Raw genomic sequence first — 12039 nt, 5'->3', positions numbered from 1 at the left:
TAATGACTATTGACTAATTTGCATTCGACTTAAAAGCCGACGCGCGACGTTGAAAAATACAAATCCTAAAATTGCGAGCATGAGTAAGTCAAACCAAACTCCCGTCCATCCTGTACCACGCACAAAAGCATCACGAGTGATATCAATGTAATAACGGGCGGGAAATACGTTAGGCATTAGTGAAAGGGGAAAAGGAATATTACTCAGGGGATAAATAAAACCAGATAGCAATAAAGATGTAATAAAACCGACAAGAGAAACAATTTGCACTGCGGAATTTTGATTACTGGTGCGTACACCTATAAGTAAACCAAAGGAAACACTATCTATTAAAAATAGTAGAGTTCCCAGTAATAAAGTAATGGGGTTACTAATTACGCCGACATGAAAAATTATTGACCCTAATCCCATGACTATTAAAGCTTCTGTGATAGCAATTAGCAGGTAAGCCAGTCCTTTGCCAAGTAACAGTTCAGTTGCACTAATGCTAGAAGCATAGACTTGTAAAATTGTACCTTTTTCTTTTTCACGCACCATTGCGATCGCTGTTAGCAATGAGGGAAAAATCCACAACACGACACCGTATGTTCCCGGCACAATATACAGCGACTCCAATCTACCAGGGTTAAACCACAAGCGGATTCGCGGTGTAATAATATTTGTATCTGGTTGTAGTCCTTGGTCTTGCATGAAGAAATTAGTTACTCTTTGAATACTACCTCTCATTACACGAGCATTATTAACATCTGTGGCATCGATTAATACTTGCACCCTAGCATTTCTACCTGCTTGAATATCTCGGCTAAATTGGGGAGGAATAACCACTGCCGCTTTCGCAATACCCCTGTCAATTGCATCTCGTACTGGATTACCACCTGACCATTGCTTAGGTACAAATTGATTGGTGGCATACAACCGCTCAATATAACTGCTACTCAAATTTGTACGGTCAAAATCCTGGACAATCAGAGGAATATCCTTACTTTCTAAACGAATCGCAAACCCAAAAATCAATAGAGTTAAAAATGGCAATAAAAATGCTAAACCTAAAGTTAAGCGATCGCGCCGAAATTGCGCTATTTCCTTCACACATTGGGAAAAAATTCTTTTCATGTTCCTAATCTCCTACCGCACGTTCAACGATACCAATAAAAGCATCTTCCAAAGAGAAGGGAATCGGACGCAGAGATTCAATCGTAAGGTGTGCGGATTTTAAAAGCTGAGTTATTTGGGGAATTTCTGCTTCCGGGTTATCAAGAACAACGTGTAAACTATCGGCAAAAATGGAGACACGCCACGAATCAAGACGTTGTTTAAGTATCTTGGAAGCAGCTTGATTTTGGTTAACGATAATTTCTATAAGTTGTCCTGGTTGAGAAGCTTTGATAGAACTAGGTGAACCTTCGGCGGCGATTTCCCCGGCTACCATAAAACTCATGCGGTTACACTGTTCAGCTTCTTCTAAGTAGTGTGTTGTCACCAAAATAGCTGTACCATTGCGGGCAAAGTCATTAATCAGCTTCCAAAACTGACGACGAGCTAAAGGATCTACCCCGGATGTCGGTTCATCTAGAAATAAAATATCTGGTTCGTGCATGACAGAAGCGCCAAAAGCTACTCGCTGCTTCCAACCACCTGGTAATTGTCCGGTAAGCATCCGTTCTTGTCCCTCTAACCCACAGGTAGCAATTACCCAATCAATCTTTTCTCGCCTAAGTTTGCGGGGTACGCTGTAAATACCGCTATAAAACTCTAAGTTTTGCAGAATTGTCAGATCGTCGTAGAGGGTGAATTTTTGGCTCATATAACCGATGCGTCGCCGTAAGTCACGGCTACGCAGATTTCCTGTTTCACCACCAAGGGAAATGTCACCGCCACTAGCTGCTAGTAATCCACACAGCATTTTGATGGTAGTCGTTTTTCCGGCTCCATTCGCACCTAAAAGCCCGAATATTTCGCCATAGCGGACTTCGACATTAACGTTTTTGACTGCTTGGAAGTTACCAAATACACGGTTGAGATTGTGGGCGTAAATAGCGATTTGAGAAGAATAATTTTGAGGTTTGAATTGTTCCCTATTTCCTCCACGAGAACGAGGAAAGGACAAAAATGCTGGTGCTGAACCTTGTTGTCGTAGACGGGTGACAAAGACGTTCTCTAGGGTGGGTTCGCCACGTTCAATGCTGGGGTGATGCTGTTGTAATAGTTGATTCACTTGGGTTTCACCGAGAGTCACATCTTGAACGAGAACATCTAAGCGATCGCCAAATGTCTGCACATCGACTATATTTGTCTGCATATTCTGCAAGAGAAGTTTCTCGGCTATCTCTAGATTTGCTGTTCTGACTTCTAAGCGATGTAAGCCTAAATTGGCGCGTAATGCTGCGGGTGTACCAATTTCGTGAATTTGACCACTATACATCAGTGCGACGCGATCGCAGCGTTCAGCTTCATCTAGATAGGGTGTGGCGACAACAATTGTCATCCCGTCGGCAGAAAGTTCTGCTAATACATCCCAAAATTCCCGTCGGGAAACTGGATCGACCCCTGTGGTAGGTTCATCTAATAACAGCACTTCCGGTTGGGAAACCAAGGCACAACACAGCGCCAGCTTTTGTTTCATACCGCCGGAAAGTTGACCGACTAAGCGATCGCCAAACTGCTCCAAACTCATTAATTTTAAGTATTTCTGGCGGCGTTCCCGCAATAAATTATCGCTCACTTGGCGCAATCCCGCCGCATAACGCAAGTTTTCATCAATGCTGAGATCCAAGTATAAGGAAAACTGTTGTGTGAGATATCCCGTCCTTAAACGTGCGTCCCTTGCAGGCTGGCCAAATACTTGCACTTCTCCCGCCGTCGCTTCCATCACCCCACCTAAGATGTGAAAGGTAGTAGTTTTACCAGCACCATCAGGGCCAATTAACCCAAACATCTCACCCTGATTGACAGTAAAATCAATTCCCCGGACAGCAACTAGTTGTCCATAATGTTTATGTAAATTACTAACTTTAATAGTAGTGGTTGAGTGACTAGATAATTGCAGTGGGTTGGGAGTCGATAATTTCATCTGCTCACCTCTTTACCCTGGAACATAATTTCTGCATCTGCTGGCATTCCAATTTTGGCACAGGGCAAATCTGAACCAGAGTAGGGGTTTTCTGGGTGAAAGCAGCCAGAAGGGTTTTCTAACTGAATCCGCACGCCTACTACTTGCCTGACTCGATCTTTTTGGAAGTAGATATTTTCTGGAGTAAAAGAGGCTTGAGGATCGACAGCAATAACTTTGCCTATGAGGGGTTTTTCTGGCGCAGAATCAAGAAAGATTTTGGTTGTTTGTCCTAAGCGCACTTTCCCAATATCGCCTTCGGGAATAAAACCTCGCAAATATACTGTCTTGGGGTCAACTACTGTCAAAATCTTGGTTTGACTGCTAACTACAGTCCCGATCTCTGCACTGCGGGCAGTTACGACCCCATCTAAAGGACTAACAACATTTAAGTCTTTTTTTGAATCTTCTATTTGGGTAAGAATTTGCTGCTTTGATGCTAAGGCATCTTTTACTTTGGCGTGAGCAGATTTTACCTTTGATTGGGCAGATTTTAGTTGAGCAAAACTCTGATCTTTTTTTCTGTTTAACCCTTCTATTTGAGCATTGCGAATACCAGGATTGAAACTTGTAGTTTTAGCTTGAGTTAATGCCCCGACAACAGCGCGTAATTGTTCCTGTCCAGCATTTACTGCTGCTTTTCGTGCTTCTAATGTGGCTACTGCTGTGTCAAAGGTGGTTTGTGCTTGGTCAAATTGTTGTTGATCAATAGCACCTTCTGTTACCAGTTTGGCATAGCGATCGCGGTTCATTTTCGCTAATTTTACTTCCGCCTGTGCCTGCTTTGTTTGTGCTTGCGCTTGTAATAATTGTGCTTTGGCTGCCGCTACGTTAGATAGTGCCTGTTGAACTCTTCCTTGGGTATCTCCTTGAGATTGGTGAAAATTAAGTTTTGCTTCACTGATTTGGCTATCAATTTGTTCTATCCCACTTTCCACTTGAGTAGCATCGGAAATTGCTTGCTGTTCATCAGATTGAGCAGATGCAACCCTAGCCTCAGCACCCCGCAGTTGTTCTTGTAGCAGTTGGTCGTTACTGTCATCCAACTTGATTAATTCTTGCCCCTTTTTTACTGCTGCCCCTTCCCGGACTGCAATTGAAACAATTCTTCCCGAACGCTTCACCCCAATCTCAGTTTCGTAACCCTCAATCCTGCCACTCACTTTCAGTACATTTGCTGCACCTTGTTGTTGACTATGCCACAGGAAATAAATAATACCACCTGCTATAATTAGCAACCCTAGTAACAAAAAAATCAGTTTTTTCCGTTTCTGCTTAGATGCTGGCACTGGAACATTTATAATCCCTTCTGGAGATGTCGAGGCAGTCTGAGACATGGTATCACCGAATATTTTTATTATTAAATACTTACTGCGAATATCATACTAGACTGTATGGTATGATTTTCCAGAGATATACCAAAAAATTTACGATTCATATATGCCCAAACCCTCTGGTTCCCAACCTGAAACTTTATCTCGTTTAAGAGCCATGACTCAAAAACAGGAGCAAATTTTGCAAGGAGCCATGCAGATATTCTTGAGGGATGGCTATGCTGGAACTAGTATGGATCGGGTAAGTGCGGAAGCTAGAGTATCTAAGCAGACAATATACAGCCACTTTCAAGATAAAGAAGGATTATTCAAGGCGTTGATCGAAAGGGTAACAATTGCTAGTTTTCAGGGGATTTTTTGTGCAGAAGATTTGCATGGTGAGCCAGCAATTTTGTTACGTGAAATTGCTGAAATTTATCTGACAAAAGTTGCCGAAAATCCTGAATACTTAGCACTATTCCGCTTGATTATCACCGAGTCGCAACGCTTTCCAGAACTAGCAAAATTATATACTCAAACCGTGATTCAGCGTGGACGGAAAATGCTGAGTCAGTATTTTGCTTCTCACCCAGAATTAGGCATTACTGACCCAGAAGCAACAGCACAAATCTTTTTTGGTTCACTGGTATCCTATGTGATGGTGCAGGAAATGCTATATGGTAAAGAAATGATGTCATTGTCACGCGATCGCATTATAGATAGTTTAATGAGTTTGGTACTCGCCCATACAAGCAAAGATTACTAAAAGAATTGAAATTGAACTTAATTTTGAAGTGGTGCAACCCATTTAACAAAGAAAACTGGGAGCTATGGGAGCAACCGTTTGGGTTGAAGAAAGTAAAGTTTAGTGTCAAAGCAACTCCCCTTTAACAGGAGATTAGTTAGTTGATTATTATTGGTATTAATAGTTCTTATTCGGTTTACCGAACCGAGAAATTAGAGTAAACCGTAATATCTTTTTTACTGCCTAATTTGGTACGGCAATCATCAATTATTTTGTGATAATAACCGAATTTACAGAGTTGTTAGTTCATAATACTATAGAAATCAAAGCAAGGATTTAAATCCAAAGTTGATTGAGCAAAAAACTACTACGAGGGATAAATCAATATGTTATTTCGTTACAACTCTGCACAAGAATTGAACACTTTAGAAAGTTACATCAATGGCTTATTGGGAGATACTAAAGTCCCATCTACACGGTTTGAAAAAGGCTCGATCAAAGCTCCATCTGCTGAACTACAAGAAACTGATGATGCGATTTATCTGAAGCTAGAACTACCAGGACTGGAAGCTAAAGACTTAGATATTCAAGTCACTGAAGATGCTGTTCACATTAGCGGTGAACGCAAGTCTGAAACCAAAACCCAAAACAATGGCACTACCAAGAGCGAATTCTACTATGGTAAATTCCAACGTGTAATTCCTCTATCTGCTCGGATTCAAAATACTAATGTCACCGCAGATTATAAAGATGGTATTTTGAATTTGACATTGCCTAAGTCCGAGCAAGAAAAGAACAAAGTTGTCAAGGTTAATCTAGATCAACTTGCTGCTTAATTGATTGTGATAGAACTGCTCTACCTCCAATAATTGATTGAGATAGCTAAAAGCCCAGTTATAAGATGACTGGGCTTTTTTGTAAAAATTGTCTGTGAGGGAGCGATGCCGAACGCGAATGCTTGAATGGGTGGGGTGATTAGATTTATTTCACGAATAAATACTTATACTTTGTCTGATTTTTTGGGAAAACTCCTCAGTTAACAGTAAACTTATAGCCATGACAATTTCAGATGCACTACCAGCAAGTGTACCTACTGCATCTGAGGGCAAAGCATTACCAAAAAAGGAAAGCAACGTTCCCAAAAATAACCAAGGCCATTTCAATCGGAACCAAATACCAATGCCAATTAGTAGGACAAATATATTAACTACAATCGTGATAATTGGCGGGCCACTCAAGTTGGCAACATGATAGCGTAGAATTCCCGCAAACTCTATTGGAACTAGTTCCAGCCCTATATAATGGGTGGCAACATCTATTGTTGCAAGTCCCAATGCAGCGATCGCAGATAAAACCCGCACTACCCTATTAGCCCAACTAGCTCCGGCACGGTGAGCGAGTTCAACACCAATCACAATGAATAGCGGTACAACCAAATAATGTAATAGAAAGCGCAGCATACTGAGAGTTTTCAAAAGCTCTCCTTCACCAATCAGACTTCCTATTGAAAGAATGAGATTGTCATAGCTAATGCTCACCAGCACTATAGGCAACACAATCATGGCAAGGCTGGTTGATTGCTGCCACAGACGAATTGCCCAGCCTATTAACACCCATTCGATCAAGGCAAGACTTAGATGTGTTAGTGGATAAATGATTGACATAACTAATGTATTTACGTAGCTTCATGTATTCAAAGCACAAATATTGAGTGCTGAAGCTGATAAAGATAATTTGTACCTGGAATAAAACCTAGAGCGACTTATTCACCAGACTTGTGGCTGTAATTACGCTTGAACCTGTAATTTTTAATGCTAGTTAGAGGAAAGATTGCCTCCATCGCTGTATTTCAAAGCTACGATATCAACTAAAAAATGTATTTAATAGTACCCTTGAGGGTACTATTGAGTTGAGTTGTCATTTCATAACAGCTTCGATTTTTTCTCTCTTCTCTATGAGAGGCTTCCTTACGAGATACATATTCGCTTGAATGCAGTCATCAGTGCGATCGCTTTTGTCTAAAGTTCAAACAAGTTGGAATACTGTCTCCAAACGACTGGTAGATTCTGAAGAGCGATGCGCGAAGCGTCGGTCGGAGGCGATCGCACAAATAGATAACTCATAAAGGTTAGCTTTTTTCTGGTGGATCTACTTATAATAATTCCAGCATTCACCAATTACTCCCCATCACCTATGGCAATACTTCAACTGATTGAACCTGAAGTTAAAGATTTGGGTGGGTTTGTTGCTCGCCGCAGTTTGCCATATTCTCATCGTCAAATGGTTGGACCGTTTATCTTCTTCGATCATGTTGGCCCGTCTGTTTTGCCACCCAACAAAGGCATCGATGTTCGACCACATCCTCATATCAATCTCGCCACCGTAACTTACCTCTTTGATGGTGCTTTGATGCACCGCGATAGTTTAGGCACTGTGCAGGAAATTCAACAGGGTGCTGTAAACTGGATGACGGCGGGAAAAGGGATTGTACATTCAGAGCGATCGCCCGACATCGCTCGTCAAAATGAAGCTACCATTCATGGCATTCAAACCTGGGTCGCCTTGCCTGTAGAATACGAAGAAATCGATCCAAGGTTCACTCACTATCCTGCTGAAACCCTTCCTACCTGGGAAGAGAATGGCGCTATCATCAAACTCATTGCAGGAGTTGCACTTGGGTACACCTCACCAGTCAAAGTTTTCTCACCTATTCTCTATTTAGATGTAATACTGTCTGCCAATGCTCACTTTACTATCCCCACTGGTTATTCAGAGATGGCAGTATACAGCGTTACAGAAGGTTTGAGCATTAATGAGCAACCGCTAGAGCCATATCGCCTTGCCATCCTAGAACCAGTCGATGAAATCAGGGTTTCTGCTGCTGCTCCTGCTCGGTGTGTTGTTATTGGTGGTGAACCATTGGGTACACGCTACAAATGGTGGAATTTTGTTTCTAGCCGACCAGAGCGGATAGAGCAAGCAAAAGCCGATTGGCGAGATCGCCGCTTTGCTAACGTGTCAGATGAAACAGAGTTTATTCCACTTCCAGAAGTGATGATAGAGGCTAATCCTTTTTAGATTCAATTCGAGAACGCTTTCTCAGCAGTATTCCCAAAAAAGGTTTACCCGTGGTTGAATTATATGAAGATTAACATCAAATAAGGCATCACCGGGCCAGAAAAGGTTTGTAGTGGGGACTTTAGTCCTCATAATCAAGTTTCACGCCTCAGTCCAGAACTTTTACCCAACAAAGTGGGCTACTAGTACAGCACGGCGGAAATAAACCACCCATTCCAAATCAACGAAACGCTTACGCTGTATTCATTTTTAATTTTTAATTTTTAATTCCGCCTTGCGGTACTAGTACAGTACGGCGGAAATAAACAGACCATTCAAAATGTCTAAAACCCTTACGCAACGGTAATTACGAATTACGAATTACGAATTACGCGAAGCGGTACTAGTCTGTCAATAAATAATTGATGGATAAATTCCCTGTAGAGACGGCGATTTATCGCGTCTCTCTAACCGTCAAAATGAATTTGACAGACTACTACTTCCCTTAATTAGATGAAGTCGAACTAAGCTGTCGAAGAAACTCAATATTCAAATCTAACTTTTCTCCTAACCATAGAGAATAAACCGCGTGGTCTGCGACAGCATCGCCTGTCTCAGGGTGGACGAGAATATCTAATCCCTCACGATTAAGCATTAACCAAGGAACGACTTTATCAAACTGATTCGGTAAGAAAGCAACTTGATACATCCCTTTTGGATGGGGCCCAATGGGTTTATCAAACCAACGTCCGAGTTGCACGTCAAACCTAGCGCCCAATCCTTCACGTACACGCGCAGCTACATCCCGACTCGCAGCATCGAAGTAAACATGAGCATGAAAACCAGCGATCTCAATGGTATCTTCTTTCATAGAGCCACTTTTTGCTCTCAACTGTAATTTTGGGTAGCGGACTTTTTCTTTTTCACTGAAAAAGCGATGTCTACGACGGGCTACGCCTACGCTCAATTTTAGCCTAATACCGTGCAGTTAAGGATAGTCTGTGGAGATTTGACTCACAGAGGTCATTGATTGAGGTAACTGGGTAGATGAAAATAAACCACATAGTCAAGTTTAAATTGATAGGTAATACCAATTTAATGTGAAGTTGCACATATCTTGATCCCCCTAAATCCACGCCACTTGCTTCATTTGGGGAGACCCCAAGTGGAGCGACTGGCGTGGGCTAGGGGGGATCGAATTCTATGCAGCTTCATAAAAAATTGGTATAAGCAAGTTCGTAGTAAGGACTTTAGTCCTTCTTTTCTAAGCACTAAAGTCCTTACTACGAATGTCCAAAACTAGCTTGACAAAGTAGTAGTTAGTTAACGCTTAAATTACTTGTAGTTTTTTTGACAACTTCATCTTTTTTAACAGCAACTGAAAGATGCACAACATGAACCGAACAGGGAGCATGGTGAAGAACGTAGTTACTCACACTACCGAGAAATAGTTCCATTAGTCCAGAATGACCCCGCCGCCCCATAACAATTAGGTCAGCGCCATAACTATGGGCTAAATCACAAACAATCCGGCCAGGATTACCAACATTTTGTGTAAATTCTGCACTTACACCTGCTGTGTTAGCTTGGGCACAGAAAGATTGCAACATCTGGATTCCCAACTTTTTAAAGGTATCCCACTGCTTTTGGTATAACTCAAAGCTTTGACTGCTCAATCCTGGATAATAGTCAAAATTAGACATCATAGGTACGTAAGGGCTACCCTCTTCTTCTGGAGATAGGACATGCACTAGCATTAAGCTAGCTTGTGTTAATTTTGCTAAACTTAATGCTTCTTCAAAAACCTGTTGTCCTATTTCTGAGCGATCTAATGCAACTAGAATCTTTTTAAACATCATAATAGACCTCCTATTTCATTGGTAATTGGTCTTTACTGTTTCAGATTTCCAAATGCTGGATTGTCAAAAATGACTAATCCTTCAACTCTGTTTAGCGACTTTTGAATTTTAAATTTCTTAAAAGTTTTCACTCTATATTTATATTTATAGCAAAAAAATTTGAGGAACTTGTGAAGAAAGCAAATCTTTATCTTTGATTACGACGGATTGTCCTGTTGTATAATGTATAGCTTTATCTTGAGTAATATTTAATTTTGGTTGGCAAATATTAACGATCAAAAACTAGCTACTTCCACAGGACGTTCAACAGCTAATTTTTTACGATTGGTTTTGATTTGTTCAATTTTGTGAAGAGTTTCAGCAGTTAAATAACTTTCGCCACAATGATTACAGGTTATCACTGGAATGTTTTCTATTACTAGCAGGTCTTTACCCTTACCATAGGTTCTAGTAATTTGGCGGATTTTGACACCTTCACTTCCACAAATATCACACAGCATTTGCCGCTTTCCTGGTCTTAGGGTATGTATACAGCAATGTTAACAAGTGTTCCAGTTGGACTTAGCTTGGCAATTATTTCGACTTCTTCTACATCAAGAGTTAAACCTCTAATGTGATATTTCGATTCTGTGGTCACTTTATCTTTTTGACGTTCCAGTATTTCGTCTGTGAGCATACCTTGTTCAATGTCATAGATTGTTAGATTGTCATCACTCATTTCTTCTTCAGCGTGTAGCGTCATTAAATACTGACGAGAAGAAACTTTATCCCGCATTTGTTGCAAAATTTCATTGAACAAGGTGGTAATCTCAGACGAATTGGACTTTAACAGTTTACAGCGATCGCATGGATTGACCTCTCCCCCAACCCCTCTCCGAAGCGGAGAGGGGAGCCGGATTTCTCCCCCTTCCCTTGTAGGGAAGGGGGTTGGGGGGTTAGGTCTGTGTGCGAAGTGCAAAGGTGCGATCGCATACAATTTCTTTTATCGAGGCCATACTTTAATCGCAATCTTAGCTAAAGATTCAGCGCGACTTTTGATTTCCTCTTCATTCCAAACATTTACCTTATGAAAATATTGGTTCAAAGTCACATTACTAGTCCTTAAAATCTTCAATTTCTCCTCAAAGGATTTGTTAGATAATTCAGAGTTATATTGTGTTAACGTGAGATTACCCAAAGTGTGAAGCCATTCCTTATGAGCCTTGTTATAATTTTCGCCTAGCATTTCTTGCCATTCTTTACGTAAAGGTGACTTTTGGGGCATAATATGCTCAAGACTCATAGGCTGAGTATCAACACGCTCCTTGCTCAGAGATTGTTCTATACTTTCTAATAAAAACTTCACACGTTCATTTGCTGTCGAGCTTTTAGGATTATATAGAGCTTCATTGATGATATGCTGACAGAATAAGTTGTCATCAGGAAATACTTGAGCTTTATCGAAACTAATTAGAACTTGACGTAACCCATTTACTAAATCTTCAGGATTTGTTTCCTTTACTTGCTTATACAGATTGTTAAATGTTATTCCTAAAGCTCTAGTAGGAATCCCAACAATCCAACGGCGTACAAAGTAAGATTCTAAATATTGTAGGATTTTCTCAAAATCTTGAATAGATAAGTGTTGTGCCTCATATTCATAATAAATATTCAGGAGAAATATATGACAAGTAGTGAAATCCAATTTTTTTAATCGCTGAAACCAATGCCTTAGTTTTAGTTCTTGTTCTTCATCATCAAAATTAAGACGTAGATAGTAATTGGTAAATTTTATAAGGTTATGCAACTCAGCCTTGATACCTAATTCTGGTTTTTCAAAGCGTTTAGCCGATTCATCAAAGCGTTGTTTAATCAGGGTTAGCGCGTCTCAAAGCCTATTGACAAGAGGACTTGCCTGATCAGCAATCTTTGTTGGAAACAAAGTGACACCATCCGAGGTAGGGTAAGATTTAATTC

Annotated in this window: 13 protein-coding genes; 4 read left to right on the top strand and 9 right to left on the bottom strand. The window is 40.8% G+C overall.

The genetic code is table 11. The features are described 5' to 3' along the window. Positions 1-6: 6 nt before the first annotated feature. The 3 genes from HWQ36_RS03780 to HWQ36_RS03770 are packed head-to-tail and all read right to left on the bottom strand — an operon-like array spanning position 7 to position 4446. Positions 7-1113 (bottom strand): ABC transporter permease, encoded by a 1107-nt coding sequence (locus HWQ36_RS03780; protein WP_292698237.1) that lies wholly within the window; start codon positions 1111-1113, stop codon positions 7-9. Positions 1114-1117: 4 nt separating this feature from the next. Continuing rightward, positions 1118-3070: an ATP-binding cassette domain-containing protein gene (locus HWQ36_RS03775; protein WP_292698235.1), complete on the bottom strand. Its 1953-nt coding sequence runs from the start codon at positions 3068-3070 to the stop codon at positions 1118-1120. Further along, positions 3067-4446, bottom strand: coding sequence for an HlyD family efflux transporter periplasmic adaptor subunit (locus HWQ36_RS03770; protein ID WP_292698233.1), 1380 nt, complete (start codon positions 4444-4446; stop codon positions 3067-3069). Before HWQ36_RS03770 ends, HWQ36_RS03775 begins: the two co-directional genes overlap by 4 nt. A gap of 103 nt (positions 4447-4549) precedes the next feature. Between HWQ36_RS03770 and HWQ36_RS03765 the strand changes: the two genes are divergently transcribed. Then, positions 4550-5188, top strand: a complete 639-nt coding sequence (locus HWQ36_RS03765) for a TetR/AcrR family transcriptional regulator (protein WP_292698231.1) — start codon at positions 4550-4552, stop codon at positions 5186-5188. Between the two features lie 365 nt (positions 5189-5553). Beyond that, positions 5554-6003, top strand: a complete 450-nt coding sequence (locus tag HWQ36_RS03760) for an Hsp20/alpha crystallin family protein (RefSeq protein WP_292698229.1) — start codon at positions 5554-5556, stop codon at positions 6001-6003. 150 nt (positions 6004-6153) lie between these two features. Here the strand turns inward: HWQ36_RS03760 and HWQ36_RS03755 are convergent, their stop codons facing one another. After that, on the bottom strand, positions 6154-6831 hold the full coding sequence (locus tag HWQ36_RS03755) for a hypothetical protein (RefSeq protein WP_292698227.1): 678 nt from the start codon (positions 6829-6831) through the stop codon (positions 6154-6156). A 326-nt stretch (positions 6832-7157) separates the two neighbouring features. On the opposite strand from HWQ36_RS03755, the gene HWQ36_RS03750 reads away from it, so the two are divergent. Both HWQ36_RS03750 and HWQ36_RS03745 read left to right on the top strand, forming a co-directional pair. After that, the gene (locus tag HWQ36_RS03750; protein ID WP_292698225.1) at positions 7158-7292 is read left to right on the top strand and encodes a hypothetical protein; all 135 of its coding nucleotides are present in this window, start codon (positions 7158-7160) and stop codon (positions 7290-7292) included. A gap of 68 nt (positions 7293-7360) precedes the next feature. Further along, entirely contained in the window at positions 7361-8245 is an 885-nt protein-coding gene (locus tag HWQ36_RS03745) for a pirin family protein (RefSeq protein WP_292698223.1), read from the top strand. Between the two features lie 484 nt (positions 8246-8729). Here the strand turns inward: HWQ36_RS03745 and HWQ36_RS03740 are convergent, their stop codons facing one another. From HWQ36_RS03740 to HWQ36_RS03720, 5 genes are all read right to left on the bottom strand, one after another. After that, complete coding sequence (locus HWQ36_RS03740) at positions 8730-9095, bottom strand: DOPA 4,5-dioxygenase family protein (protein WP_292698296.1); 366 nt, start codon at positions 9093-9095, stop codon at positions 8730-8732. 448 nt (positions 9096-9543) lie between these two features. Beyond that, entirely contained in the window at positions 9544-10080 is a 537-nt protein-coding gene (locus HWQ36_RS03735; RefSeq protein ID WP_292698294.1) for a universal stress protein, read from the bottom strand. A gap of 278 nt (positions 10081-10358) precedes the next feature. After that, on the bottom strand, positions 10359-10583 hold the full coding sequence (locus tag HWQ36_RS03730; protein ID WP_292698221.1) for a type II toxin-antitoxin system MqsA family antitoxin: 225 nt from the start codon (positions 10581-10583) through the stop codon (positions 10359-10361). Positions 10584-10600: 17 nt separating this feature from the next. After that, entirely contained in the window at positions 10601-10882 is a 282-nt protein-coding gene (locus HWQ36_RS03725) for a DUF4258 domain-containing protein (protein WP_292698219.1), read from the bottom strand. A gap of 183 nt (positions 10883-11065) precedes the next feature. Then, a complete protein-coding gene (locus HWQ36_RS03720) occupies positions 11066-11869 on the bottom strand; it encodes an HNH endonuclease family protein (protein ID WP_292698217.1) in 804 nt (267 codons plus the stop codon). Between the last annotated feature and the right edge of the window lie 170 nt (positions 11870-12039).

This window comes from Nostoc sp. NMS2, from assembly GCF_017115105.1.
In the GTDB taxonomy this organism is placed as follows: domain Bacteria; phylum Cyanobacteriota; class Cyanobacteriia; order Cyanobacteriales; family Nostocaceae; genus Nostoc.
The sequence above is the reverse complement of the archived record's forward strand: the minus strand, read 5'-3'. Positions and strand labels throughout refer to the sequence as shown.

Coding starts and splice junctions, on each gene's coding strand:
- HWQ36_RS03740 (WP_292698296.1), bottom strand. CDS start 9,095: ATGAAAGAAGATACCATTGAGATCGCTGGTTTTCATGCTCATGTTTAC.
- HWQ36_RS03765 (WP_292698231.1), top strand. CDS start 4,550: ATGCCCAAACCCTCTGGTTCCCAACCTGAAACTTTATCTCGTTTAAGA.
- HWQ36_RS03760 (WP_292698229.1), top strand. CDS start 5,554: ATGTTATTTCGTTACAACTCTGCACAAGAATTGAACACTTTAGAAAGT.
- HWQ36_RS03775 (WP_292698235.1), bottom strand. CDS start 3,070: ATGAAATTATCGACTCCCAACCCACTGCAATTATCTAGTCACTCAACC.
- HWQ36_RS03780 (WP_292698237.1), bottom strand. CDS start 1,113: ATGAAAAGAATTTTTTCCCAATGTGTGAAGGAAATAGCGCAATTTCGG.
- HWQ36_RS03750 (WP_292698225.1), top strand. CDS start 7,158: ATGCAGTCATCAGTGCGATCGCTTTTGTCTAAAGTTCAAACAAGTTGG.
- HWQ36_RS03730 (WP_292698221.1), bottom strand. CDS start 10,583: ATGCTGTGTGATATTTGTGGAAGTGAAGGTGTCAAAATCCGCCAAATT.
- HWQ36_RS03735 (WP_292698294.1), bottom strand. CDS start 10,080: ATGTTTAAAAAGATTCTAGTTGCATTAGATCGCTCAGAAATAGGACAA.
- HWQ36_RS03745 (WP_292698223.1), top strand. CDS start 7,361: ATGGCAATACTTCAACTGATTGAACCTGAAGTTAAAGATTTGGGTGGG.
- HWQ36_RS03755 (WP_292698227.1), bottom strand. CDS start 6,831: ATGTCAATCATTTATCCACTAACACATCTAAGTCTTGCCTTGATCGAA.
- HWQ36_RS03770 (WP_292698233.1), bottom strand. CDS start 4,446: ATGTCTCAGACTGCCTCGACATCTCCAGAAGGGATTATAAATGTTCCA.